This is a genomic window from Apibacter sp. B3546 (genome assembly GCF_009827885.1).
Lineage (GTDB): Bacteria > Bacteroidota > Bacteroidia > Flavobacteriales > Weeksellaceae > Apibacter.
This window is the reverse complement of the sequence record NZ_WINW01000037.1, coordinates 148,715-174,765: the sequence shown is the minus strand read 5'-3', so window position 1 is coordinate 174,765 and position 26,051 is coordinate 148,715. Positions and strand designations below refer to the sequence as shown.

Annotated in this window: 23 protein-coding genes and 1 tRNA gene; 2 read left to right on the top strand and 22 right to left on the bottom strand. The window is 33.0% G+C overall.

Annotated features, from left to right (window positions below):
• Window positions 1-7: 7 nt before the first annotated feature.
• From GFU93_RS09380 to GFU93_RS09370, 3 genes are all read right to left on the bottom strand, one after another.
• Entirely contained in the window at window positions 8-3,199 is a 3,192-nt protein-coding gene (locus GFU93_RS09380) for a TAT-variant-translocated molybdopterin oxidoreductase (RefSeq protein ID WP_160568951.1), read from the bottom strand.
• A gap of 26 nt (window positions 3,200-3,225) precedes the next feature.
• On the bottom strand, window positions 3,226-4,548 hold the full coding sequence (locus tag GFU93_RS09375; protein ID WP_160568949.1) for a c-type cytochrome: 1,323 nt from the start codon (window positions 4,546-4,548) through the stop codon (window positions 3,226-3,228).
• Window positions 4,549-4,807: 259 nt separating this feature from the next.
• Window positions 4,808-5,938 (bottom strand): DNA polymerase III subunit delta', encoded by a 1,131-nt coding sequence (locus GFU93_RS09370; RefSeq protein ID WP_160568947.1) that lies wholly within the window; start codon window positions 5,936-5,938, stop codon window positions 4,808-4,810.
• 323 nt (window positions 5,939-6,261) lie between these two features.
• On the opposite strand from GFU93_RS09370, the gene dnaB reads away from it, so the two are divergent.
• Window positions 6,262-7,818, top strand: coding sequence for a replicative DNA helicase (gene dnaB / locus GFU93_RS09365; protein WP_105296738.1), 1,557 nt, complete (start codon window positions 6,262-6,264; stop codon window positions 7,816-7,818).
• 123 nt (window positions 7,819-7,941) lie between these two features.
• On the opposite strand, the gene rplT is transcribed toward dnaB, so the two are convergent.
• The 18 genes from rplT to nuoE form a co-directional block, all read right to left on the bottom strand.
• Complete coding sequence (rplT, locus tag GFU93_RS09360) at window positions 7,942-8,289, bottom strand: 50S ribosomal protein L20 (protein ID WP_105296739.1); 348 nt, start codon at window positions 8,287-8,289, stop codon at window positions 7,942-7,944.
• Between the two features lie 122 nt (window positions 8,290-8,411).
• Window positions 8,412-8,609, bottom strand: coding sequence for a 50S ribosomal protein L35 (rpmI, locus tag GFU93_RS09355; protein ID WP_105296740.1), 198 nt, complete (start codon window positions 8,607-8,609; stop codon window positions 8,412-8,414).
• 513 nt (window positions 8,610-9,122) lie between these two features.
• On the bottom strand, window positions 9,123-9,641 hold the full coding sequence (infC, locus tag GFU93_RS09350; RefSeq protein ID WP_255410571.1) for a translation initiation factor IF-3: 519 nt from the start codon (window positions 9,639-9,641) through the stop codon (window positions 9,123-9,125).
• A gap of 48 nt (window positions 9,642-9,689) precedes the next feature.
• Window positions 9,690-11,612: a threonine--tRNA ligase gene (thrS, locus tag GFU93_RS09345; protein ID WP_160541737.1), complete on the bottom strand. Its 1,923-nt coding sequence runs from the start codon at window positions 11,610-11,612 to the stop codon at window positions 9,690-9,692.
• Window positions 11,613-11,797: 185 nt separating this feature from the next.
• Window positions 11,798-12,280 carry a Cys-tRNA(Pro) deacylase gene (gene ybaK, locus GFU93_RS09340; protein WP_160568945.1) on the bottom strand — a complete coding sequence of 161 codons (483 nt, stop codon included), beginning with the start codon at window positions 12,278-12,280 and terminating at the stop codon, window positions 11,798-11,800.
• Between the two features lie 47 nt (window positions 12,281-12,327).
• Complete coding sequence (locus tag GFU93_RS09335) at window positions 12,328-13,662, bottom strand: dihydroorotase (RefSeq protein WP_160568943.1); 1,335 nt, start codon at window positions 13,660-13,662, stop codon at window positions 12,328-12,330.
• A gap of 18 nt (window positions 13,663-13,680) precedes the next feature.
• Window positions 13,681-14,013, bottom strand: coding sequence for a multidrug efflux SMR transporter (locus GFU93_RS09330; protein WP_105296745.1), 333 nt, complete (start codon window positions 14,011-14,013; stop codon window positions 13,681-13,683).
• A 1-nt stretch (window position 14,014) separates the two neighbouring features.
• Window positions 14,015-15,040 (bottom strand): Holliday junction branch migration DNA helicase RuvB, encoded by a 1,026-nt coding sequence (gene ruvB, locus GFU93_RS09325; protein ID WP_160541733.1) that lies wholly within the window; start codon window positions 15,038-15,040, stop codon window positions 14,015-14,017.
• Between the two features lie 413 nt (window positions 15,041-15,453).
• Window positions 15,454-16,926 carry a NuoM family protein gene (locus GFU93_RS09320; RefSeq protein ID WP_160568941.1) on the bottom strand — a complete coding sequence of 491 codons (1,473 nt, stop codon included), beginning with the start codon at window positions 16,924-16,926 and terminating at the stop codon, window positions 15,454-15,456.
• A gap of 27 nt (window positions 16,927-16,953) precedes the next feature.
• Window positions 16,954-18,846, bottom strand: a complete 1,893-nt coding sequence (nuoL, locus tag GFU93_RS09315) for an NADH-quinone oxidoreductase subunit L (protein ID WP_160568939.1) — start codon at window positions 18,844-18,846, stop codon at window positions 16,954-16,956.
• A 3-nt stretch (window positions 18,847-18,849) separates the two neighbouring features.
• The gene (gene nuoK, locus GFU93_RS09310; RefSeq protein WP_105296749.1) at window positions 18,850-19,173 is read right to left on the bottom strand and encodes an NADH-quinone oxidoreductase subunit NuoK; all 324 of its coding nucleotides are present in this window, start codon (window positions 19,171-19,173) and stop codon (window positions 18,850-18,852) included.
• A 32-nt stretch (window positions 19,174-19,205) separates the two neighbouring features.
• Entirely contained in the window at window positions 19,206-19,700 is a 495-nt protein-coding gene (locus tag GFU93_RS09305; protein ID WP_105296750.1) for an NADH-quinone oxidoreductase subunit J, read from the bottom strand.
• Between the two features lie 5 nt (window positions 19,701-19,705).
• Window positions 19,706-20,203: an NADH-quinone oxidoreductase subunit I gene (locus GFU93_RS09300; protein WP_105296887.1), complete on the bottom strand. Its 498-nt coding sequence runs from the start codon at window positions 20,201-20,203 to the stop codon at window positions 19,706-19,708.
• Between the two features lie 79 nt (window positions 20,204-20,282).
• Window positions 20,283-21,332, bottom strand: coding sequence for an NADH-quinone oxidoreductase subunit NuoH (gene nuoH / locus GFU93_RS09295; protein WP_160541730.1), 1,050 nt, complete (start codon window positions 21,330-21,332; stop codon window positions 20,283-20,285).
• Between the two features lie 10 nt (window positions 21,333-21,342).
• Entirely contained in the window at window positions 21,343-22,335 is a 993-nt protein-coding gene (locus tag GFU93_RS09290) for a 2Fe-2S iron-sulfur cluster-binding protein (protein ID WP_160564608.1), read from the bottom strand.
• 24 nt (window positions 22,336-22,359) lie between these two features.
• Window positions 22,360-23,190 carry a hypothetical protein gene (locus GFU93_RS09285; RefSeq protein WP_160541728.1) on the bottom strand — a complete coding sequence of 277 codons (831 nt, stop codon included), beginning with the start codon at window positions 23,188-23,190 and terminating at the stop codon, window positions 22,360-22,362.
• Window positions 23,177-24,508 (bottom strand): NADH-quinone oxidoreductase subunit NuoF, encoded by a 1,332-nt coding sequence (gene nuoF, locus GFU93_RS09280; RefSeq protein ID WP_160556953.1) that lies wholly within the window; start codon window positions 24,506-24,508, stop codon window positions 23,177-23,179. The genes GFU93_RS09285 and nuoF overlap by 14 nt, the downstream gene beginning before the upstream one ends.
• Before the next feature lie 31 nt (window positions 24,509-24,539).
• Window positions 24,540-25,070 carry an NADH-quinone oxidoreductase subunit NuoE gene (gene nuoE, locus GFU93_RS09275; RefSeq protein ID WP_160568937.1) on the bottom strand — a complete coding sequence of 177 codons (531 nt, stop codon included), beginning with the start codon at window positions 25,068-25,070 and terminating at the stop codon, window positions 24,540-24,542.
• A 411-nt stretch (window positions 25,071-25,481) separates the two neighbouring features.
• Here nuoE and GFU93_RS09270 point away from each other — a divergent pair.
• A tRNA-Leu gene (locus tag GFU93_RS09270) sits at window positions 25,482-25,563 on the top strand.
• A 254-nt stretch (window positions 25,564-25,817) separates the two neighbouring features.
• On the opposite strand, the gene GFU93_RS09265 is transcribed toward GFU93_RS09270, so the two are convergent.
• Window positions 25,818-26,048, bottom strand: a complete 231-nt coding sequence (locus GFU93_RS09265; RefSeq protein WP_160568935.1) for a hypothetical protein — start codon at window positions 26,046-26,048, stop codon at window positions 25,818-25,820.
• Window positions 26,049-26,051: the final 3 nt, after the last annotated feature.

Here is a 26,051-nt window from a genome sequence, read left to right as displayed (position 1 = left end):
AAAATTTTTATGATTCTTTTCTATTCCTAATTTTGTGCTGATAGAATACATTAGGTTTTGTACCTACTTCTTCTAACAATACATATTTCCTTTTATCTTTTGATAGCCTTGCAATTTCTGATGAAGGATCATTAATATCTCCAAATTTAATTGCTCCGCTAGAACAAGCCAGTGAACATGCTACCTGGAATTCTCCATCTTCCACTTTTCTGCCTTGTTTTTTAGCCTCTAAGATGGTAGCCTGAGTCATTTGTATACACATGGAACATTTTTCCATGACTCCTCTGGAACGAACAACGACATCAGGATTTAATACCATTCTTCCTAAATCATTATTCATATTATAGTCAAACTTATTGTTAAGCGCGTAGTTGAACCAATTGAAACGACGTACTTTATACGGACAGTTATTGGCACAATAGCGTGTTCCTACACATCGATTATAAGCCATATGATTTTGTCCTTGTTTTCCATGAGAGGTAGCCGCTACCGGGCAAACCGTTTCACAAGGTGCATGATTACAATGTTGACACATCACCGGTTGGAAAATTACATCCGGATTAGTTGGATTAGGCTCAATTAATTCCTTATACATAGGAACTTGATCCAAATTTTCCAAAATTTCTTCTTTTTGCTCTATTTGCTTTTTAGAAGAATAATATCTGTCTATCCGTAACCAATACATGTCTCTTGACATCCTTATTTCTTCTTTTCCAACTACGGGAACATTATTTTCGGCTTGACATGCTATAATACAAGCACCACATCCGGTACATGCATTTAAATCAACTGAAAGGTTAAAATGTGGACCGTCTGTACTGTCATAATCTCTCCATAGATCTACTTTATTCATAGGAACTTCTCCTACGTATGAATCCATTTTTAACGGCTCATTCCATTTTTTAGGATCCTCGTTTAAGAAAGTATCTAAGGAAACTTCTCTTGCTATTTCATACCTGCCCATTAAGGTGCCTTGCATTTGCATTGACGCAAATTCATGAATTCCTTGAGTCGGTTTAATAGTTATATTATATTGAATTAAATTAGAGTTAAGATAAAAAGGATAGGCATTTATTCCGGTTTGACCAACTTTTCCGGATTTTGATTGACCGTAACCTAAGGCTAATCCAATCGATCCTTTAGCCTGTCCCGGTTGAATTAATGCCGGAACACTTTTTATTACTTTTCCATTAACCGTTAAATCTACTAAGGAACCATCCAATTGCATTCTGCCATTGGTCTCATTCTTAATTCCTAATTGTTTAGCATCTTCTAATGAAATTGTAATATAGTTATCCCATGCTAGACGAGAGATAGGATCCGGCAACTCTTGCAACCAAGGATTATTTGCTTGAACTCCGTCTCCAATAGCTGTTTTAAGATATAAGTTTAATTCAAATGTTCCCGCTTTAATAGCTGCTAAGTTAGACAATGCCTGTTCAACATTTCCTCCGATTACATTTAATTCTGTAATTTCGGATGTTTCATTGTATCCATTATATAAAGCCTGATTAAAACTATAACCTAATTTAGTTCCTAACTGCGTTTGCCAATATTGTTTTAAATAATTATAATAAGCATTGGTTTGCTGAGGTGTTGCTGTAGTAGTATAGGTAGAATTAAACGGAGTGGTTGCATCTTGAACCGTATCTTTTTTAGATTGAGTAGCTAAAGAATCAACCGAAGGAGTCGAACCAACGGGAGCAATTGTGATATTTTCTTTAACCGCATTTGTTTGTAATCCCGCATTCCTCCAAACCAATAATGAATCTTGGAATTGACGTGTATCAAAAATTCTTTGGATGGTTGGTTGTGATAATAAGTAAACCCCTGTTGCCGGATTTAAATCTCCCCATGATTCTAACCAGTGAGGAACAGGTGCAATGGCTTTACATATAGAAGCTGTTTCATTTTCATATTCTGAAAGAGATACAGAACAATTCACTTTTTTAAATAAATCTTTCAGTTTTTCACCCTCTGAATATGAATAAATCGGATTGGTATTAAAGTTAAGTAATACTCCAATTTGTCCGGTTGACAACCAAGATAGTAGTTCCGAAAAACGAGCATCATTGGATTCTTTAGTCAATAATACTTTATCTTTTCTAACTGCTAATGAATTTAATTTTTGATTTATCAGATTGGCTATCACATAGGCTGATTTATCGCCTTCCGCAAATACAACCGCTTTTGAACCTTTTTTTGTGAGTTCTTTAGCTATTTTTTGAGCAGTAGGATTGGAAGAAGTTCCATCCAATGCTTTGTACACTTCGCCCAATAATTTTTGAACTTCCGAAGGTTTTAACGGCATTCTTTCATCGGAACTAGCCCCTGATAAACTTAAATTGGATTCAATTTGAATATGCTTAAGCATAGTTTTCCCCGGGGTTTTGGCTTTCGCATAATCTGCCTCAAAATGCCCTCCATTCCAATCATTCAAAAAATCAGCACCAAAAGAAAACAATAATTCGACTTTAGTTAGATCATATAATGGTAAAGCTCTTACTCCATAAACTTCTTCAGCAGCATCTAAAGCCGGTGAATACGAAATCGCATCATAAACGACATGTTCTGTGCTTGGGAATAGGGTTGTAAAATCCTCAATGATTTTTTTAGTGGAAGGAGAAGGAAAAGATGGTGTTAAAATTACAATCTTTTTACCCGAAACCTTAGCTGCCTGTAATTCTTTATTTACATAATTATCTAATGATTTCCAATCGGTTTCAGATCCATTCAGTTTAGGCGCTTTAGCTCTGTTATTGTCATATAATGAAAGAACAGAAGCTTGACTTCTGGCTGTGCTTTCACCAAAAAAGGCAGCATTTTTATTACTTTCAATTTTAATGGGTCTTCCTTCCCTTGTTTTAACTAAAACACTGGCAATGTCAAATCCATTGTAAAGAGTTGAGGCGTAATAACTGGGTACTCCCGGAATGATACCTTCGGGTTTAACCACATATGGTACCGATTTAATAATTGGAGCTTCGCAGGCTGCTAAAGTTACAGCTGCTGTTCCAAAACCTAAGAATTTTAAGAAATCTCTTCGAGAGGTTTTTGTAGAATACATTGCTTGATCATCTCCTAAAAATTCATCGATAGGAAGCTCTTCTACAAATTCATTTGCTGCTAATTTCTCTGGTAGTGAAGGATCTTGTAATTCTTCTAAACTCCTAAATTTTATTTTATCTTTTGAAGCCATAATGATCTTCTGATGATTTTAATTAATTAATAATGACATTTACCACATTCTAAACCTCCTATGGCATCTACCGTTATTTTAGATTTATCTTCTCCATATTCTTTCTTCAATTTTTCATGAAGCTTGTTGAAGTAAGCTGCATTATATCCATTGGTCATATCGACTTCTGTGGTACGGTGGCAATCTACACACCATCCCATTGTGAAATCATTCGCCATTCTTACTACATTCATGGTATCTATGGAACCATGACAGGCTTTACATACCACGTCAATTTGATGATTCGGGTTCTTTTTATTGAAATCGGCTATTATTGTTTTTTCTCCTGCCACTACGTGTTGTGAGTGATTAAAATATACGAAATCCGGCATATTATGAATTCTTTCCCATTTCACCGGTTTTTGTATACCTGTGTATTTTTGGTTTTCTTCATCCCAACCAATATGTTCATAAATTTTCTTTATTTCAGCAGTATAGAATTCTTTAGATTTCCCCGGTTCGATATATTTTCCGGTATATTCGCTGATATTTCTATGACAATTCATACATACACTTAGAGAAGGAATTTCGGAAACTTTTCCATATTTTGCTCCGGAATGACACAATTGACAATTGATTTTATTTTCTCCTGCATGAATTTTATGTGAAAAATAAATAGGTTGATCCGGTTCATAACCTTTATCTACTCCTATTCCCATCAACCAAGCCCATAATCCATAAAAGGATAAGGCTAATAGTAAAGTTACCAATCCATACAAAACCCCTTTGTATTGCACATAAAATTGTGAAAAAGTTCTAATTCTTGTAGATTCAAGTTCTGATAATTCAGCGCTGGAGGTTTTTAGTTTTACTAGTTTATTGATTTTAAGTAAGGTAAAAATCAGTATTACTCCAATTGAGGCAAAGGAAAGTAAAATATAGTTAAGATCATTAGATGGTTTCTGTTCTACTACGGCAGGAGCAGCTTCTTCCGGCGGAGCCGGTGGATTTTCAAGATAGGCTAAAATATCATCGATATTTTGTACTGATAATCTGCCTTCGAAAACATCCATAGCAATTTGATTGTTCTCTTCGAAGATTTTATTCGCACGCTTATCTCCACTTTTCCTTAAGGCTTCATTATTCATGATCCATTTTTGGATCCATTCTACATCAGCGCCTTCTTCAGTTAATTTTGTTACAATTCCTTTTAGTGCAGGTCCTGTAAGTTTTCGGTCTAACGCGTGACAAGCGGTACAATTGTCTTTGAATAATTTCTCTCCATTCTTTACATCTCCATTTACTTTCTGCGCTAAAACAGAAACACTTGTAAAGAGAGTCAGCATACAGACTGCTATAATTTTATTCATAATAATTGATTTCAATTGAATGAAACTTATTTATAATATAATTGTCCCATTAAAAGCGACTTATGCAAAAATAAAAATATGCTCTATATTGCCAAATGTTTTTTTTAACATATCTTTTAGTTTTTGTTAATTTGTAATTATTCTAAATAACGATCGCTTTTATCTAGCTGTTAAACAGCTTATTAAATTGAAATACACGCAAATAACCTTTCTAAAAACCAGATGAAAAAACAACTTTTTTTATCTTATATGGCAAAAATTACTCATTTTTCCTAGCCAAAAATCGTGTTAATTTTATACCCATATCTAAAAAAATGATTTTAGCACTTCCATTTCTTTCAATATGAAAAAATGCATTATTAATTTCTTCTAAAATATCTTCTATATTTTTCCCATGAACAAAATGACTAAAATTATCCCATTTAAAGTTTTCATATGTTAATGGATTATTTACTAAGCTTGAGGATTCGTAATTTTGAAGTAAGGCTTGTCTAAAAGTTTCGGCACAAAATTGTAAGAAATTCTTTTGTTTTTCTCTACCCCAAGCAGATATTTCTAAAGACCAATCTACTATTTCTCTTAAAAATTGTGGTTTTTTAGGAGCCATGACCGCTGCACGGTTCCATCGAATAAAATATTTCTCGAATTCTTCTTGTAAGGTATTGTTTTTTATTAGCTTACAAGCTACATCCCAATCGCCATCAGCTCTTTTTGCTAAAGTATCGGCCGTTTCTTTGTCTAAGGAAAACCTATTTTGTAAATGATCAGATATTTCATTGTTTTCCAAAGAATTAACAGTTATTTTTTGGCAACGAGACAATATGGTTGGAAGAATTTTTTTATCATCTTCAGCAATGAGTATAAACAAAGTTTTAGCAGGCGGTTCTTCCAATATTTTAAGTAATTTATTGGCAGCCTCTACTCTCATAGTTTCTACCATCCAAATTATTTGAACTTTATATCCTCCTTCAAAACTTTTTAAGTTTAGGTTATCAATTATATTTTCTATTTCTTTAACAGAGATGATCCCTTGTTTTTTATCTTCATTAATATATGCATACCATTGATTTATATCCCTATAAGGATCTTCGATAATAAACTCTCTAAACTGTTTAATGTAGTCGGAACTTATGGCTTCTTTTTTTTCTGTTGAATTATTAATGGTAGGAAAAGATAAATGCAAATCGGGATGTTGCAATTGATTAATCTGTAATAAACATTTTTCAGATTGTTTGCAAATAACTTCTGAAGCATAGGCAAGTGCAAGCGGTAAAACTCCGTAACCCGGTTTTCCTATATACAGTTGCGCATGGCTAATTCTATCTTCCTTTATTGAATTTTGCAATTGCTTTTTTAAATATTGCTGGCCTATTATTTCATCCCATTTCATGTAAACAAAGATAGATCAACTTTTCTAATTCCCTTACTTTTATATAATAATTGAATTATTTGACAAGTTTACTTTTTTTTATCTCAGGCTTAATTAATTTAGTTTTATATAGACAGGAAATCGATAGCGGGAAATCGTTTACATTATTTACTAAAACGAATAGAAGGCAGTATATCTCAAAATTGTTCATAAGTTGTTTAGATGAATTTACATATATGAATAATTATTGCAATAGTTTATTGAACGTTACATCTGACTTCTAAAAAAATTGTTTAGAAAAAAGATAGGTCTACCTTATAATTTTGCATATTTTTGAAACTGATATGGAACAACTAGAATCTAAATACAATAAAATTCCTAAATCCAACAAAATCATTAACTTAGAAAAAGGAAAGCTTCCCCCTCAAGCTATTGATTTAGAAGAAGCTGTACTAGGTGCCATGATGATCGATAAAAAAGGGTTAGATGAAATTATAGATATTTTATCTCCCGAAGTATTTTATAAAAGAGAGCACCAACTAATTTATGAAGCCATAGAAGATCTTTTTAAGCAAACAGACCCTATTGATATTCTTACTATATCCAATAAATTACGATCTCAAGGTAATTTAGACGCTGCAGGAGGAGATTTTTATTTGATTCAACTTTCCAACAAAATATCTTCTTCGGCTCACATTGAATACCACTCAAGAATTATTCTTGAAAAATATATACTTAGGAAACTCATTGAAATATCATCTAATATGATTGAAAAATCGTATGATGAAACTTCAGATGTTTTCGATTTGTTGGATTATTCTGAAAGTCAGTTATATGAAATTACCAACGGTACTTTGAAACGAACATTCAATGAAGCGAAAAATTTAGTTTCCAATGCTTTAAAAAAGATTAAATCTTTAGAATCTAAACAAGGGATGAGCGGTATTCCTTCCGGATTTAAGCATGTGGATAAAATTACTGCCGGTTGGCAACCTTCGGATCTTATAATTATTGCAGCAAGACCCGGTATGGGTAAAACGGCTTTTATTCTTTCCATGGCCAGAAATATTGCCATAGGGGCTGAAACTCCTATCGGTGTATTTTCATTAGAAATGTCCGCGGAACAATTGATGATGCGTATGATATCCAGTGAAACAGGAATTGAATCTGAAAAGTTGAGAAAAGCGAATTTATCCGAATTAGAGTGGCAACAACTCTATTCCCGTGTTAATAAATTGGAAAATGCGCCGATATTTATAGATGATTCTCCCGGGATTTCTGTTTTCGATTTAAGAGCTAAAGCTCGTAGACTTGTTTCTCAGCATGGAGTAAAAATGATTATGATCGATTACCTCCAATTAATGTCAGCAGGAGGAAAAGGTATAGGAAATAGGGAGCAAGAGATCGCTACGATTTCTCGTTCATTAAAAGCTATTGCTAAAGAGCTTGAAATACCTGTTATAGCACTTTCGCAGTTATCCCGTTCTGTGGAAACTCGAGGAGGAAGTAAAAAACCTTTACTTTCGGACTTGAGGGAATCGGGGGCTATTGAACAGGATGCCGATATTGTAACCTTTATATATCGACCGGAATATTACAAATTAGATACTTGGGAAGACGGAACACCTTGTACAGGTCAAGCAGAATTTATTATTGCAAAGCATAGAAACGGTGCTCTAGAAGATGTTCGATTGCGTTTTACGAGTTCTCAGGCTAAATTTTCGGATATAGATGAAGATTATTTTTCCGTACAGGAAAGTATAAGTTCTACCACTTTTGAAAGTAAAATCAATGATGAAACTTCATTTGACAGTTCCATAAATATTCCATCTATTAATCCTAGCGATTCGTTTGGAATTGATGATACTATTGATGATCAGGATTCTGATATGCCTTTTTAAAACTTTGGCAGCATCTTGTGAGTCTTCTACGTATTTTTAGCATTTAAATCAAGCATACTAAAAATAAAAAACACTCACTATATAGTGAGTGTTTTTATTATGATAACGAAAATATTATTAAATTTATTTTTTTACAGTATCCACAACCGCTTTGAAAGCTTCTGGATGGTTCATAGCTAAATCTGCAAGAACCTTTCTATTTAAATCTATATTTTTTTCTTTTAGTAAACCTATAAATTTAGAATAAGAAAGACCGTATTGTCTGACACCTGCGTTAATTCTCTGTATCCATAAAGCTCTGAAATTTCTTTTCTTTTGCTTTCTACCTACATAGGCATATTGCAAACCTTTTTCAACAGCATTTTTCGCTACTGTCCAAACATTTTTTCTTCTCCCATAATAGCCTTTAGCTAATTTTAGGACTCTTTTTCTGCGCGCTCTTGACGCTACTGAATTGACTGATCTTGGCATACTTTTTTGTTTTTTTGAAGTGGGTGGAAGTATTTTTTATCTTCTCTTCTTTTACCCAATCCAGGGTTAAACTTTTAAATGATTTTTAAAAAACCGGAATATCTTTAAAAAGATATTCTCTCTTACTTAATTAATAATTGTCTTTTAACGCTTTTTTCGTCTGCAATATCTACTAAAGTAGAATACGTCAGATTACGTTTACGTTTTGTGCTTTTTTTAGTTAAAATGTGGCTTTTAAATGCATGTTTTCTTTTAATTTTTCCTGATCCGGTAATTGAAAAACGCTTTTTAGCACCTGATTTTGTTTTTAATTTTGGCATTTTCTTATTTATTTACCTCGTTATCAATGCTACAAAATTAGATATTTTTCAAAAAATAAACAAATCATTTAGACTTTAGCAAAATTTTTTGTTTAGACTTTCCTTTTCTATTCTGATATTTTATTTTTAAAATTCCCAAATGATAAATTTATATCATTAAAAAAATACAATATAATATATTAATAAAACCAATGAATTTCTTTATCAATGGTTTAATTACATTTATTTATGAGTAAAATAACCATATCTAAAAAAATTATGAAAATAAATTACGTATTCTTTGAACATGGAAAAAATAACATCCAAGTTAACTAACTAATAATTGTAAAAAATTATATAAGTCTATAGGTATCAATTTTAAATTTAAAATTGATGTTTTATCTTACTCAATTGATAAGTAATACAAATTTAGTTACTATCAAGATAAGATCAGAATAAAAAATAAAGAGCTCTTTTTATGTATACTTACTATAAAAGAATAAATAGCTATTTTTGTAGCTATTTATTTTTATCTTATTTTTTGGGAGACATCATCATAATCATTCTTTTCCCTTCGAGCTTTGGCATTTGCTCTACTTTACCCCATTCTTCTAATTCTTGCGCTAATCTTAATAATAAAATTTGTCCTTGGTCTTTAAAAACAATGGAACGCCCTTTAAAGAAAACGTAAGCTTTTAGTTTAGAACCTTCTTCCAAAAATTTTTGAGCATGTTTCTTTTTAAATTCGAAATCATGTTCGTCGGTTTGTGGTCCAAAACGAATTTCTTTAACCACTACTTTGGTTTGCTTAGATTTAAGTTCTTTTTGCTTCTTTTTCTGTTCGTACAGGAATTTTTTATAATCAACAACTCTACAAACAGGTGGATTTGCACTTTCTGTGATCATTACCAAATCCAACTCTAAATCTTCGGCAATAGCTAATGCTTCTTTTATAGGATAGATTCCTTGAGTAACATTATCTCCTACTAAACGAACTTCCGGAACATCAATTTTTCCGTTAATTTTGTGTTCTGGCTCTTGCTTCTTTGGGATATACTTCCCTCTTGAATTATTTCTGTTAAGTGCTATGGTATTTAAATTTTATTGATTATTTGTTGCTTTTTTCATCATCGTTACTACTTCTTCTAAAGAAAAAGTACCTAAATCTCCTTCTCCACGTTTACGAATCGACACAGTATCGGAGGAAGCTTCCTTCTCTCCTACTACAAACATGTAAGGAATTTTATTGATCTCTGCATCTCGTATCTTTTTACCTGTCTTTTCGTTACGATCGTCTATTCGTCCGCAAATATCCGAATTTTCCATTAAATCCAAAACTTTTTTTGCATAATCTACATACTTTTCACTAATAGGAAGTATAATAAATGGTTCAGGACTTAACCATAAAGGTAAATCTCCGGCAGTGTGCTCTAACAGAATGGCTACAAAGCGTTCCAAAGAACCGAAAGGCGCTCTATGTATCATTACAGGACGATGTTTCTCATTATCTGCTCCTATGTAATAAAGATCAAACCTTTCAGGCAAATTATAGTCTACTTGAATAGTACCTAATTGCCAATTTCTACCTAAGGCATCTTTAACCATAAAATCGAGCTTTGGTCCGTAAAAAGCTGCTTCGCCATATTCAACAACTGTCGGCAATCCTTTCTTTTCAGCTGCTTGTTTAATCGCATTTTCAGCTTTCTCCCAATTTTCATCACTTCCAATGTATTTTTCTTTATTTTCTTTATCTCGCAATGAAACTTGGGCTGTAAATTCGTTAAATCCTAAGGATTTAAATGTATATAATACGAGATCTATTACATTTTCAAATTCCCCGATCAATTGATCCGGAGTACAAAAGATATGGGCGTCATCCTGAGTGAATCCTCTTACTCGGGTAAGTCCATGCAACTCTCCACTTTGCTCATACCTATAAACGGTTCCAAATTCTGCGAATCGTTTCGGTAAATCTTTATACGACCAAGGGGAAGATCGATAAATTTCACAGTGATGTGGGCAATTCATCGGTTTTAATAAAAATTCTTCACCCGCATTAGGTGTTTTTATAGGTTGGAAGCTATCTGCTCCGTATTTTTCATAATGTCCGCTGGTAACATATAAATCTTTATGCCCGATATGAGGGGTTGCTACAATTTCATATCCTGCTTTTCGCTGTGCCGCTCCTAAAAAGTCAATAAGTTTTTGTCTTAGTTTTGCACCTTTTGGTAACCATAAAGGTAATCCTGCTCCTACTTTTTCGGAAAAAGTAAATAATTGAAGCTCTTTTCCTAATTTTCTATGATCACGCTTTTTTGCTTCTTCTATTCTTTCTAAGTATTCAGTTAATTCTTTTTGTTTTGGAAAAGAAATTCCATAGACACGAACCAACTGTTTATTTTTTTCGTCGCCTCTCCAATAAGCTCCTGCTGCATTTAATACTTTTACGGCTTTAATTATTCCGGTAGAAGGGATATGTCCACCTCTACACAAATCGGTAAAATTATCGTGTGTTACAAATGTGATCAATCCATCTTCTAAATTTTCAATTAATTCAGTTTTAAACGGATTATCTTTATAGGCTTCTAATGCATCATTTTTAGAAACTGAACGGATAGAGAACGTTGAGTCTTTTTTGGCATTTTCCAACATTTTTTTTTCAATTTTTTCAAAATCTTTTTCTGAAAAAACTTCATCTCCAAAATCAACATCGTAATAAAATCCGTTTTCAATGGCCGGACCAATAGTTAATTTGGCATTTGGATAATACTCCATTATCGCCTGTGCCAATAAGTGGGCAGAAGAATGCCAAAACGCTTTCTTTCCTAAATCATCATTCCATGTTAATAATTGTACCGTTGCATCCTCCGTAATAGGATCGGTAATTTCAACTTGTTTACCATTTACTATTGCAGAAATTGTATTTCTAGCCAAACCTTCAGATATGGATTTGGCAATGTCCAACGGTGTTACGGAATTTTCAAATTCTTTCACACTTCCATCAGGAAGAGTAATTTTTATCATTCTTCTAAAATTTTTAGGATACAAATTTACGAAAGTTTTATAAATGAAATTATTGCGTTTTTTAAATATATCGAAAATAATTTTTTATTTATTCTTAGATTGCAATTATCTCTTTGCGAAATTGTTATCTTAATATTAAAACCTTATTTGTTTTTATGAACACAGAAAATATTTATTGATTTTATTCAACTGTTTTTAAAAATTTTTGCTTGAAGGAGCTTAATTAAATCTTGTGGATTTAATTGAATTTGTAATCCTCTTTGTCCTGCACTAATGTAAATGAAATCGAAATTCAAGCAGGATTCTTCTATATAGGTTGGAAATAATTTTTTCATGCCTATGGGTGAGCATGCTCCTCTGATATAGCCCGTTAATCCTATTAGATTTTTCATCGGAATTAAGTCGCATTTTTTATTACCAGATAATAATGCCATAAGCTTTAAATTAATTTCTTCATTTCCGGGAATTACACAAACAAAATAACCGTTTTTATCCCCTTCTAACACCAAGGTTTTAAAAACCTGATTTATATTTTCCCCTAAAGTCTCTGCTACATGTATGGCGCTTAAATCATTTTCATCTACTTCATAGGGAATAAGATCATATGTAATTTTGTGTAAATCCAGTAATCTCGCCGCATTCGTTTTATGTATTTTCTGCTTACTCATGCAAATATTTCCCAGACTTTAATTCTTGACTTAATTTTTTATACAATTTATCTTTCAAATTCTAATGCCATTCCTCTTACTTCTTTTACTTCTCCTTCACTGTAAGCCAATTTTCCGTTCAAAAAAGTTTTTTCAACGGATGAACTAAAAGTTATATTTTCTAACGGTGACCATCGACATTTGTAAAGAATGTTCTCTTGTGATACTGTATATGGCTTTTCAGGATTAATCAAAACTAAATCTGCATAATATCCTTTACGTATATAGCCTCTTTTTTTAATCTGATACAGTTGAGCCGGGGCATGACACATTTTAGTAATAACTTTTTCTTTGGTAATTTTCCCTTGTTTAACCAATTCTAACATCATCACTAAAGAATGTTGTACTAAAGGACCTCCTGAGGCAGCTTGCAAGCATCCGCCTTCTTTTTCACTCAATAAGTGCGGAGCGTGATCAGTTGCAACAACGTCTAACCGATCTTCTACAACTGCTTTAAGTATAGAATCTCGGTCTTTTTTTGTTTTTACTGCTGGATTCCATTTTATTTTGGATCCTAATTTTTCATAATCTTCATCAGTAAACCACAAATGGTGTACACAAGCTTCTCCGGTAACTTTCTTTTCTTCTAATGGTTTATTTTCAAATAAACTCAATTCTTTTTCTGTGGATATATGTAAAACATGAAGACGTGTTCCATATTTATGGGCTAATTCAATTGCCTCAAATGAGGATTGATAGCAAGCTTCTACGCTTCTAATTAAAGGATGACAAGGAATCGGTATATATTCGCCATAAATAGCTTTATATTTTTCGATATTTTTCCTTATAATTTCTTCTTTTTCGCAATGAACCGCAATCAGCATATCAACCTCAGAAAAAATAGTCTCCAGGGCTTTTTTATTGTCAACCAGCATATTCCCTGTGGATGAACCCATAAATATTTTTATTCCGCAAACCTTCTTGGGATTAACTTTCATTAGTTCTTCTCTATTATCATTGGTCGCTCCCAGGTAAAAAGAATAGTTCGCATATGATTTTTGTGAAGCAAGGACAAACTTATTTTCCAAGGCTTCAATTGTTGTGGTCTGTGGATTGGTATTAGGCATTTCCATATAAGAAGTTATCCCACCGGCAAGAGCAGCACGGCTTTCACTATGAATATCTCCTTTATGGGTTAATCCCGGTTCTCTGAAATGTACTTGGTCATCAATAATTCCGGGAATCAGCCATAAACCTTCTGCATTTATTTTGGTTGATTGAGCGCTAATTTCCGCAGGAACCTCGCCTCTGTATATTTCGGAAATGATATCTTTTTCCAGTAAAACCGATCCTATAAACGATTGTCCTTCATTTATAATTGTAGCGTTTTCAATAAGTATCATTTGTTTATTTATTTGAAGTTAATGTCCTGCTGTTTTGGAAAATAGGTTTATAATAAGTACGCCTATGATGATAAATACGATTCCAATAATAGCCGGAATATCTAATTTTTGTTTGTATAAAAAATAGCCTGAAAGACTTATTAATACAATTCCTATTCCTGACCAAATAGCATAGGCTATCCCGATTGGTATGACTCTAATGGCTTTAGTCAGGCTATATAAAGCTGCAAAAAAAAGAGCAAAAAAAAGGACTGTTGGTTTCCATTTGGTAAATTCTTTAGTCATCGGAAGTAAAGAAGTCCCCGCCGTCTCTAAGCATATAGCTATAAATAAATAGATATAGGATTTCATATTAAAATAGTTCTGATTGATTGCCCAGCATTTTTATTTTGCCTAAATGTTTATAGGCTTTTTCAGTTGCCTCTCTACCTCTGGGTGTACGCATAAGATAGCCTTCTTGAATTAAAAAAGGTTCATATACTTCTTCTAAAGTTCCCGGATTTTCTCCTACTGCTGTTGCTATAGTTGTTAATCCTACCGGTCCTCCTTTAAATTTATCAATAATGGTACTTAAAATCTTGTTATCCATTTCATCTAGACCGTGTTTGTCTACTTTTAACGCTTCTAAACCAATTTCAGAAATGGTAAGATCTATCTTTCCATTACCTTTAATTTGCGCAAAATCTCTGATTCTTCGTAGCAATGCATTGGCAATACGCGGAGTTCCTCTGCTCCGGGAAGCTATTTCTATAGCAGCCTGCGTATCTATCGGCATATTCATTATGCGCGAACTTCTTTCCACAATACTGCTTAATAATTCTGTGTGATAGTATTCAAATCTAAAGTTAATTCCAAAACGTGCCCTAAGCGGAGCTGTTAACAATCCCGAGCGGGTCGTTGCTCCAATTAAGGTAAAAGGATTTAAATTGATTTGAACTGATCGAGCATTGGGCCCGCTTTCAATCATTATGTCTATTTTATAATCTTCCATGGCTGAATACAAGTATTCTTCAACTATGGGAGAAAGCCTATGGATTTCATCAATAAACAGTACATCATTTTCTTCCAATCCGGTCAATAAACCTGCCAGATCACCGGGCTTATCTAATACAGGCCCTGAAGTGATTTTTATTCCAACATTTAATTCATTTGCAATGATATTAGCTAAAGTAGTTTTACCTAGCCCCGGAGGACCGTGTAGTAATACATGATCCAAAGATTCGCGTCTTAATTTGGCAGCCTTTACAAAAATCTCCAGATTATCCATAATATGAGATTGACCTACAAATTCGTAAAAACTTTTAGGACGCACCTGCTCTTCTTGAGCAATATCTTCTTTTGAATATTTATTCTTATCCGGATCTAACAAATCTGACATTTTGTAAATTTAAAACTTCTGGAGAAATATAAAAAGTAAACAACTTTAAAATTATTATTTACAATTTTTGAATTGTTTTCTTACTTTTCTTAAAGATGGTAGTTTCTTAATCTCTAATTTTAAATTAGAAATTGGAAATAAAAAAAACATTTTAAGCTTTAATCAGCTAAATAATTTTGTAAATTATAAAAGGAAAATTAATTTGAATAACAATTGATAGGCATAATAAATGATTTATTTTTTGGAATAAACTTTTTCCAAATTTTTCACATTTATCACTCATTTACCTAGTAAAATTGTCAATCGAAATGAGCTAATACCATTAGTACTGCCTAATTTCAAAATATTTAATTTTTTAAACTAACCCGAAAATTACAACTATTAGCAAAATTGTTACTTATTGATCAAGTAACTTATTTAACTAAAAGAGATACTATGTGTTGAGCCGTTTCTGAAGATAATGATAATAGGGGTTGAGGATAAATTCCACAAACTATAATTAAAGCCGCTATTACGATCAATCCTAATTTAGTTTGTAAATTAACATCTTTCTGACCTTCTAAAAATTCTTGATTTCCTTTACCAAACATTGACATTCCGTACATTTTGGTAATATAGACGGCACATAAGATTAAGGTTAATCCGGCTATAATTGCTCCCCAAATGCTTAATGTAAAAATACTTTTCAGTAAAAGGAATTCACCTATAAATGCATTGGTCAATGGAACAGCCATAGTTCCAACAGAGATTATCATAAATAAAACAGCTAAAAATGGAGCTTTAGATGCTAATCCCCCCATTTTACTTAAATCTCTTGTACCGAATTTTTTAATTAATACATCCGCTACATAAAATAAACCAACTACATTAACTCCGTGTGCCAACATTTGAATTGAGGCTCCTTCAATACCGGTACTATCAATACCGCAATGCATGGATACGATTGCACTTGCAAATATACCGGCAGCAATAAGTCCCACGTGTGCCATTGAAGAAAAAGCAATAAGTCGCTTAATATCTTTTTGAACGATAGCGATTAAAGATGCATATACAATTCCAATAATTGATAAAATTAAGGCTATGGAACCGGAAGTTCCTCCTACCGCTTCAGGTGAAAGAGGTAATAAATATCTGATGATTCCAAATACTCCCATTTTAAGCATGATACCGGATAATAACATGGAGCCTTGGGTAGGAGCCATTGTGTAGGTATCTGCTTGCCAAGTGTGGAAAGGAAATATGGGTAATTTGATTGCAAATGCTAAGAAAAACATCCAAAAAATGAATGTTTGAGCTTGTGCAGGAATTTTAACTGCATATAAGGCATTTAAGTCAAATGATCCCGCTTGCAAGTAAACATATATTAGTGCAACAAGCATAAATAAAGATCCAAAAAAAGTATAAATAAAAAATTTATAGTTTATTTTCAATCTGTTTTCACCTGTTCCAAAAATTCCGCATATAAACCAAATAGGAATTAAAGTTACTTCCCAAAATATATAAAACATTAAACCATCTAAGGAGGAGAAAATACCCACTAATCCAAATTGCATTAATAAAATTAATGCATAAAAGCCGGAAGGGCGTTCATCGTTCCATGATGAATAGAGTATAATTGGCGTTAATACATTGGTTAATAGAAGCATTAGAACAGTTAATCCGTCAACTCCGAAATGTAACGTAGATTCAATCGGTGAAAAATACAACTCTTTTCCAAATTCAAACTGAATTCCTGAATCTGCTTTGAAATTACACCATATAATAGCGGTTAATACCAATTCGGATATTGCAATTATAAATGCTATATATTTTGAAATATTCCCTTTTAAGGCAAATAATAAGCCTGATCCAATGATTGGTAAAAGTAGTACTGCTAAAGTTAACATTATATCTTTTTACTTTTTGTATTTTAATTAATGACTTAAAAATTCTGCAACTAATAATAATATGAATATTCCCAAGGACATTGCAAATACATAAAATTCTACATTTCCGTTTTGTATTAGTCTAAGGACACTTCCGCATCCCTTAACTGTTTTTGCTGTTCCTTCTACTATTCCGTTTACTATATATTTATCAACTATATTTTTCAGAAATTTTCCTAAGTTTAAAACCGGATTTACAATGACTTCATTATAAAATTCATTGATATAAGCAGCATGTGCTGAAAATTTTTCCCATCCGGTCATGTTTTCTACAATAGTTGCCTGTACTTTTCGTGTAACATATTTGTTGTAGGTAACAAGGGCTACCATAGCTATCACAGCTAAAGTTATTCCTAGTAACATCATTTCAGTACCTAAAGAAGGTTCTTGATGTATAGGTAAACCTACATAAATAGGATGCAACCAATGCGACAATTTTTGAGAAATTCCTTCTCCTAAATAATGAGGTAAGTTTATTCCTCCGCCAACAACGGTTAATAAAGCTAAAACCAATAAAGGAATGGTCATTATAGCCGGACTTTCATGCAAATGTTTCTTTTGCTCCTCAGTACCTTTGAAATCTCCAAAGAATGTAAGGAATAGTAAGCGAAACATATATATACAGGTTAAAGCAGCTGAGAACAAGGTAAGTCCCCAAATAATTTTGTTTTTAGTCCAAAGTGCTACTAAAATTTCGTCTTTAGAGAACATCCCTGCTAAAGGTGGTATTCCGCAAATAGCTAACGTTCCAATTAGGAAAGTCCAATAGGTTACCGGGATTTTTTTTCTTAATCCCCCCATGTATCTCATATCTTGTTCTCCACTCATCGCATGAATAACACTACCCGCTCCTAAAAATAATAATGCTTTAAAGAATGCGTGAGTGATTACATGGAATAAAGCAGTAGTGTAAGCTTCTGCTCCTAAAGCGGTAAACATTAGTCCAAGTTGTGAAACTGTTGAATAAGCCAACACTTTCTTTATATCGTTCTGTCTTAATCCGATGAATGCTGCGAGTATTGAAGTTGCTAAACCAATATACATTATAAAGTCAAGAGTAATCGGCACTAAACTATAAATGGCATTGGATCTGATAATCATATAAATACCTGCTGTTACCATGGTAGCGGCGTGAATTAATGCAGAAACCGGTGTAGGCCCTGCCATCGCATCAGGTAACCATGTATAAAGTGGTATTTGAGCAGATTTACCCATAGCTCCTATAAATAGAAATACAGTAGCTGTAATTAATATAGGGTCATTTAATTTAAATAAATGGGCTTTGGCTGCTATGTCGGAGTATTCTACACTTCCAAAGTAATAAAATAACATGAATATTCCTATTAAGAGCCCTAAGTCTCCTATTCTATTCATTACAAATGCTTTTCTGGCAGCATATCCATATTCTTTATTGGTATACCAAAAGCCAATAAGTAAATAGGAACAAAATCCTACTCCTTCCCATCCTATAAATAGTATTAAGAAATTACTTCCCATTACTAACAACAGCATGGAAAATATAAAGAGATTTAAATAAGAAAAGAATTTATAAAAGCCTTTATCTTCATGCATATATCCAATGGAATACAGATGAATTAAAGATCCGATTCCTGTAACAATCATCATCATCACTAAGGATAACTGATCTATTTGAAAGGAAAAGTTAACTTTTAAAGTGTCAACTTCAAACCAATTAAACAGGGATGCTTTAACGGGTTCTGTAAACGTGCAAAATAAATATACAGATAGAAAAAAAGGTATCCAAACAGCAAGATTTGCAATTGTTCCTACTGCCGTTTTAGACATTTTACTTCCAAAAATTCCACAAATAATAAATCCAATAAGTGGTAAAATTGGTATTAAATATATTATATTCTCCATTTCTTATCCTTTTAATCTATTAAATAAGCTAACATCTACAGATCGTGTATTTCTATACATCATGGTTATGATGGCTAATCCTACTGCAACTTCGGCTGCTGCCACAACCATAATAAAAAATACTAATATTTGACCGTCTGCATCTCCTTTGTAGGCAGAAAATGCTGCCAACAATAGATTCACTGAATTCAACATCAGCTCCACACATCCTAAAATTATGATTGCATTTCTTCTTACTAATACTCCTGTTACTCCTATACAAAATAGTAATGCGGATAAGTATATAAAATAATCTACCGGTATACTTTGTAATAAACTGTTAACCATTTCTTTTTTGTTTCAAGAAAATAAATATTTTTTTATAAATCTCTTTTTCCTATCATAACTGCACCCACTAATGCACCTAAAAATAGAATCCCAGCTAATTCGAAGGGTAATACGTATTGACTAAATAATAAGTGTCCTAAATTTTTAGTTAATCCAATTTGACTGTCGGGATTAGTAGGAAAATCTATTTGTTGATATCCTCTTAATGCTCCAATAAATCCAATGAATACTAATCCTCCGCATATGGTTGCTAAAATTCGAAAAGCACTTCCTTTTAATGGCTCATCTTTTTCTTTCAAATTCAACATCATGAGCACATAGAGGAATAATACCATAATGGCTCCGGAGTAAACTATAATTTGAACTACACTTAAAAATTGAGCATTTAACATTATATATAAACCTGATATGGAAAAAAAGGTTATGATCAATGAAATGATGCTGTACATAGGGTTTTTACTGAATACAACAAATAATGCGCTCACAATTGCACTAGCAGATATTAAATAAAACAAAATTGCTTCCATATTCTTTATTTTTCTACCGTATATTTTTTTATTTGCCTTTGTGAAACGTCTATCCTATTGTCCATGCTTTCTACAAGCTTATCTTTCTTGTATATAAATTCTTTGCGTAAATGTTCGGGCATTACTAAACGGTCGGTAAGAAATATGGCTTCTTTAGGACATGCTTCTTCACACATTCCGCAAAATATGCATCGTAACATGTTTATTTCATAGTTTTCTGCATATTTTTCCTCTCTATATAAGTGCTCTTCTCCTCGCTTTCTTTCAGCGGCAACCATTGTAATGGCTTCAGCCGGACAGGCTAATGCACATAATCCACAAGCTGTACAACGCTCTCTTCCTTCATCGTCTCTTTTGAGTACATGTCTGCCTCTGTATACAGGACTAAACTCTCTTTTCTTTTCTGGATATGAAGTGGTAACCGGTTTTTTGAAAAAATGACTAAAAGTGATTTTCATACCTCCTAATACTGCAGGAAGATATATCTTTTCTTTTAAGGTCATTTCTTTATTTGAAATTATCTTAGATTTATTGGTAAGCCTCTGCATAAATTTAATTTCTTTCTTTACTTTTTTCTTTATTTTAGCCAAATACTACAATAGTAGCAGTTATTAATAAATTGAGAATGGACAAAGGTATCATGACTCTCCAACCTAAACGCATTAATTGGTCGTATCTGAATCTAGGTAATGTCCACCTTACCCACATAAAACAGAATATACAAAAGACTATTTTTATTAAAAATGCTACTATACTAATAATTCCTATTGCATTTTCTCCGAGTGTTCCATTTTTGGCCAATTCATTCATAAACGGAAAGCTGTAACCTCCAAAAAATAGAGTGCTTATTAAAGCTGAACTAATAAACATGTTTATATATTCAGCAAAAAGGAATGTACCGAATTTCATGGATCCGTATTCTGTATGATAACCTCCGATTAGCTCGGATTCACATTCTGCCAAATCAAAAGGGGCTCTGTTTAGTTCTGCAAACGAACAGGTAACGAACAATACGAATGCTAAGGGTTGATAAAATACATTCCAAGCCATACCATTTAAAAATGATAATCCATATAAATTGGAAGCTTGTTGCTCTACCATGGCTCTTAAATCCAATGTTCCTGTCATCATAATGATGGAAAGAAGGGATAATCCCATAGCCAACTCGTAAGAGATCATTTGTGAAGAAGCTCTTATAGCCCCTAATAATGAATACTTATTATTAGATGCCCAACCTCCCAGCATAATTCCGTATACTCCGATGGATACGATACCCATTATATACAGAACTCCTACATCAATGTTTGCTACTTGAACTAAATGAGATTCTCCTGCTATAAATAAAGATTTTCCCCAAGGAATCACTGCTCCTGTACTTAATGCTATTAGCATTAAAATTCCCGGTGATATGATAAACAACCATTTTTCTGCATTTTTTGGAACAAAATCTTCTTTGAAAAAAAGTTTTCCTCCGTCGCATAAAGGTTGCATTAAACCAAATATTCCTGCTCTATTGGGTCCTATTCTATCTTGTAAAAAGGCTGCTACTTTTCGCTCCATTAGGGTTTCATAAGCTGCAGCTCCTAAACACAACGCAAATAAAATAACTACCAATACTACTGTAAACCACATATTATATATATTATTCTAATGTTTTAGCTTTAAATTTTTCGATTTTATAATGCGGATCATTTTTAGGTAATGGTAATTCGTAATGATTTACCGAAATTACAGAATGATCGCTGATATGGGCAGGACCTTCTATATTCCAATAATTCAGGTCTTTTCTTTCAAATCGACAATCATTGCATATAAATTCTTCTACTTCATTGTATGCATCTTTTCGCGCTGTTACGCGTATAATGGTATCTCCTTTCATCCATAAAACTGCTTTGCCGCTGCATTTTTCACAAGTACAAGTTGCATTTACAGGTTCTGTAAACCAAACTCTACTTTTAAATCGAGCAGTTCTATCTGTTAAAGCTCCTACCGGACAAACATCGATCATGTTTCCTGAAAAATCATTTTCAATAGCTTTGCTTATGTATGTACTTATTTCCGCATGATCCCCTCTGAATAGTATCCCTTGATTTCTTTGATCTGTAAGTTGATTGGCAACTAATACACATCTTGCACAAAGAATACATCGGTTCATATTTAATTTTATGTACGGTCCTAAATCATCGGATTGAAAAGTTCTTCTTGGGAATTCAGAACGGGTTTTGTCCAACCCATGCTCATAAGCCAAATCCTGAAGTTTACATTCTCCTGCCTGGTCGCATATAGGACAATCTAAAGGATGGTTAATTAATAAAAATTCCGTAACTCCTTGTACGGCTTGTATTACTCTTTCAGAAGTAATAACTTTTACTTCCATACCATCCATTACATTGGTACGACAAGCCGGTACTAACTTAGGCATAGGACGTGGATCTTTTTCTGATCCTTTAGTCACTTCCACCAAACAAGTGCGGCAACGTCCCCCACTTCCTTCCAATTTACTATAATAGCACATAGTAGGCGGAACAGAGGCTCCTCCTATTTGTCGTGCTGCTTCTACAATTGGAATCCCTGGATTTACTTCTACAGTAATTCCATCTATTGTTACTTTTATTTTATTTGGTTCTTCGTTCATTAGATTTTAATATATCTTGGTGCATTAAAAATGCCAACTGAATCCGAATGTGTAATTCCATTGGAGATACAAAATATTTTGAGAAGCTTTATCTGAACTGCTGGATGTTGTTCTAATATCCGGCATGGATATAACTCCTTCTTTTAATTCCGTTCTAAGGAAAAAAAGATCCCAGAACAGCAATTCTGCTCCCACTTTTGCATCTAACCCCCATCCTGCTAAATGAAATTTATCATGTCTTTCATTATTCATTATAGTTGCATTGGTTTTTGGGATTAGCAATCCTAAACCTCCTCCTGCTATACTATTAAATTTAAAAAAGCCGGAACTTATGAAATTATGATAATATTCTATTTCTGCATTCAAGTAATTTAGACCGTCAGTATGTTCTAAATGTAAAAAATCATCAGTTAAATAAATGTATTCTCCGTCAACGATTGCATCCTCATATCCGGGAGTGTTAATTGTTCCTGTTGATTTAACCCATTGCCCCGGTCTAACTACATATTTCATATGATCCATACCTAAAGAAACCGCCCAGTTATCCTTGAAGAAATAACCGATTCTATAATTTACTTGAGGTATTGTTACTCTAGTTGGGTCTAAAAAATCGTGAAAATTCCAGCCAATCGGCTTATCATCGCCTTTTACTCCATGTAGGGTAAAATTATAATCATTACCTGTGAAATGGACGGATGACCTTCCATAATAGGCTCGGTTCCAACCCCAGTAGGCGTATACTTCACCTTTTCTGTGGGCTTTTCTTTTGTTCTTTTCTTGTTCTTGGGCATCTACTGCACCAATTGTAAATATTGCTAATAAAAACAATAAATTACTTTTGTTAAATAGTTGCATATTCAGCTATACCATAATTTTTTGTTAAACATTCTGGATTATTTATATGCCATTGGAACTCATCTCTAAAATGTCTAATAGCTGCTGCAACCGGCCAGGACGCTGCATCTCCTAAAGGACATATCGTATTACCGTCTATCTTACTTTGTATATTCCATAGCAAATCGATATCGTCGTATGTTCCCCGTCCTTCTTCTATTTTTTTTAGTATTCTGTACATCCACCCGGTCCCTTCGCGACAAGGTGTACATTGTCCACAACTTTCATGATTATAAAAACGCGCCAGAGTCATCGTATGTCTTACTATACACTGGTCTTCATCTAAAACTATAAATCCACCTGAACCTAAGGCTGTTCCAGTAATAAACCCTCCATCTGCCATACTTTCGTAATTCATCAAGCGAGTTTCGCCGTTAGCTGTTTTTAGTAATAATTTAGCGGGTAAAATAGGAACTGATGATCCACCCGGTATACAAGCTTTCAATTTTTTACCTTTAGGTATTCCTCCGCAATATTCTTCACTGAAAATAAATTCTTCTATGCTTAAATTGAAATCAACTTCGTATACTCCCGGTTTATTCAGGTTTCCACAAGCGGAAATTAATTTAGTTCCCGTAGATCTTCCTACTCCCATTTTAGCATATTCTGCTCCGGTTATGGAAATAATAGCCGGTACAGTTGCAATGGTTTCTACGTTATTAACTACGGTAGGGCACTGATATAACCCCTTAACGGCCGGAAAAGGCGGTTTCAATCTAGGGTTACCTCGTTTTCCTTCTAAAGATTCCAACAATGCGGTTTCTTCTCCGCATACATAAGCTCCTGCACCGCGTTGAACATAAATTTCCAGATCATATCCTGTATTCTTTATATTCTTACCTAAAAAGCCATTGGCTTTTGCTTCTTGTATTGCGTGTTCTAAGATCTCTGGAATCCAAGAATATTCTCCTCGTATATATATATAAGAAACGTTGGCTCCTAAACAAAAAGATGAAATAAGTATACCTTCTATTAATTGATGAGGTATATATTCCATTAAATATCGGTCTTTAAAAGTTCCCGGCTCTGATTCATCAGCATTTACCACTAAATAGCGCGGCACTCCTTCCGGCTTAGCCAAAAAGCTCCATTTCAACCCCGTAGGAAATCCGGCACCTCCACGCCCTCTAAGTCCACTGGTCTTAACTTCTTCCAAAATTTCATCAGGAGTCATTTTAAGGGCTTTTTCCGCTGCAGTGTAGCCTCCATGCTTTCTAAAAACTTCAAAAGTTTTTATTCCTTCTACATCAATATTTTTAAGCAATAATTTTTTACTCATTATATTATAATATATGCTTCTAACTTATTGTTTAATCAATTGCAATATTTCCCGCCCTGCAAAGGTCAATGATTTCATCTACTTTTTCTTTTGTCAGATGTTCATGATAAAATTTACCAATTTGCATCATAGGAGCATACCCGCAAGCGCCTAAGCATTCTGCCGGTTTTAGAGTAAACATACCATCTTCGGTTGTTTCTCCTTCTTTTATCTGCAATTTTTCTTTAATATGTTCTATGATTTGATCGCTTCCATTTAACATGCATGGACCGGTTCTACATACTTCCAACACATATTTTCCGACAGGCTGCATATTAAACATTGTATAAAAAGTAGCTACTTCATATACTTCTATTGGTGAAATATTTAATAAAGAAGCCACATAATCCATAACAGGGACATCTAGCCATCCTCCAAATTCTTTTTGAGCCAAATGCAATACAGGAATTAAAGCAGATTTTTGCTTACCTTCCGGATATCTTGCAATTATTTCATGTACTTTATTTAAGGATTCGCTGCTAAAAACTATCTCTTTATCAGGGCTTACACCGTTTTTAGTCATTTTTATTTTAATGTTAGGTTGCAAATATACAATAATGAATTTTACTTGAAAAGTTTAAGTAACTGTTTTTAATCTATATTCAACAATCTGGAATCATTATAAATAACACAAAATAACTGTTTTATAGAGATTAAACTGTTTATAAGAACCTTTGCTCATCTTATTTCGGGTTAAATTTACTTTTTATACACTCCTTTTTTCCTATAAGATTTGTTTTACAACGCATTATCTTAATCTCTTGAAATTTATTCACATACATTATTAGTTATGTTTAAATGAATAGTCCTTAATAAAATAGTTTGATTTTTAAATTATATTGGATCAATGTATTAATCAAAATCTCAAAAAATAATTAAAATATTATTTTCCGTTTTATAAAATAAATGTATATTTGCAGTCCAAAACCAGTAAGCGGATGTGGTGGAACTGGTAGACACGCTAGACTTAGGATCTAGTGCCGTGAGGCGTGGGGGTTCGATTCCCTTCATCCGTACAAAAATAAAAAGCAATTAACTGAATAAAGGTTAGTTGCTTTTTTAATTTATAGAATTTGCAAGATTATTGCACGATTATATAACACTAAGAATGATTTCTAATACCATCTTTGTAAACATATTCAATATATTTTAACGTCTCTTTATAAGAATATTCGCTTATGGATGTAAAAAGACCATATTTGAAAAATTACCTGTTTAGAGGCTGTTTATTTATTTCCTAAATAATTGTAAATTGTTCGTTCATGTTCAATTAAACATGATTTTTAAATAGCTTCAACCTATTTAGTATGATTTGATTCTTATCATTTGAAAATATACCTAAACTAACTCCGACAGATATTTCAAAAGGAGTACAACTTGTAATCATTCTTGACAGGTATTTTAATAAAGTATAAATACTGTTTTGAGAAAATTTATTTATAAACTGTTGCTCAACAATGATCTTATAAAGCTCTAGGGATGCTAAAAAGATAGCTTCCATAAT

Bases quoted from the DNA above. Each gene is read 5' to 3' on its own strand.
- GFU93_RS09380 (WP_160568951.1), bottom strand. From the start codon at position 3,199: ATGGCTTCAAAAGATAAAATAAAATTTAGGAGTTTAGAAGAATTACAA.
- GFU93_RS09375 (WP_160568949.1), bottom strand. From the start codon at position 4,548: ATGAATAAAATTATAGCAGTCTGTATGCTGACTCTCTTTACAAGTGTT.
- GFU93_RS09370 (WP_160568947.1), bottom strand. From the start codon at position 5,938: ATGAAATGGGATGAAATAATAGGCCAGCAATATTTAAAAAAGCAATTG.
- dnaB (WP_105296738.1), top strand. From the start codon at position 6,262: ATGGAACAACTAGAATCTAAATACAATAAAATTCCTAAATCCAACAAA.
- rplT (WP_105296739.1), bottom strand. From the start codon at position 8,289: ATGCCAAGATCAGTCAATTCAGTAGCGTCAAGAGCGCGCAGAAAAAGA.
- rpmI (WP_105296740.1), bottom strand. From the start codon at position 8,609: ATGCCAAAATTAAAAACAAAATCAGGTGCTAAAAAGCGTTTTTCAATT.
- thrS (WP_160541737.1), bottom strand. From the start codon at position 11,612: ATGATAAAAATTACTCTTCCTGATGGAAGTGTGAAAGAATTTGAAAAT.
- ybaK (WP_160568945.1), bottom strand. From the start codon at position 12,280: ATGAGTAAGCAGAAAATACATAAAACGAATGCGGCGAGATTACTGGAT.
- GFU93_RS09335 (WP_160568943.1), bottom strand. From the start codon at position 13,662: ATGATACTTATTGAAAACGCTACAATTATAAATGAAGGACAATCGTTT.
- GFU93_RS09330 (WP_105296745.1), bottom strand. From the start codon at position 14,013: ATGAAATCCTATATCTATTTATTTATAGCTATATGCTTAGAGACGGCG.
- ruvB (WP_160541733.1), bottom strand. From the start codon at position 15,040: ATGTCAGATTTGTTAGATCCGGATAAGAATAAATATTCAAAAGAAGAT.
- GFU93_RS09320 (WP_160568941.1), bottom strand. From the start codon at position 16,926: ATGTTAACTTTAGCAGTACTACTTTTACCAATCATTGGATCAGGCTTA.
- nuoL (WP_160568939.1), bottom strand. From the start codon at position 18,846: ATGGAGAATATAATATATTTAATACCAATTTTACCACTTATTGGATTT.
- nuoK (WP_105296749.1), bottom strand. From the start codon at position 19,173: ATGGTTAACAGTTTATTACAAAGTATACCGGTAGATTATTTTATATAC.
- GFU93_RS09305 (WP_105296750.1), bottom strand. From the start codon at position 19,700: ATGGAAGCAATTTTGTTTTATTTAATATCTGCTAGTGCAATTGTGAGC.
- GFU93_RS09300 (WP_105296887.1), bottom strand. From the start codon at position 20,203: ATGACCTTAAAAGAAAAGATATATCTTCCTGCAGTATTAGGAGGTATG.
- nuoH (WP_160541730.1), bottom strand. From the start codon at position 21,332: ATGTGGTTTACAGTAGTATTGGTAGTTATTTTATTTGCGTTGTGTTTA.
- GFU93_RS09290 (WP_160564608.1), bottom strand. From the start codon at position 22,335: ATGAACGAAGAACCAAATAAAATAAAAGTAACAATAGATGGAATTACT.
- GFU93_RS09285 (WP_160541728.1), bottom strand. From the start codon at position 23,190: ATGCAACTATTTAACAAAAGTAATTTATTGTTTTTATTAGCAATATTT.
- nuoF (WP_160556953.1), bottom strand. From the start codon at position 24,508: ATGAGTAAAAAATTATTGCTTAAAAATATTGATGTAGAAGGAATAAAA.
- nuoE (WP_160568937.1), bottom strand. From the start codon at position 25,070: ATGACTAAAAACGGTGTAAGCCCTGATAAAGAGATAGTTTTTAGCAGC.
- GFU93_RS09265 (WP_160568935.1), bottom strand. From the start codon at position 26,048: ATGGAAGCTATCTTTTTAGCATCCCTAGAGCTTTATAAGATCATTGTT.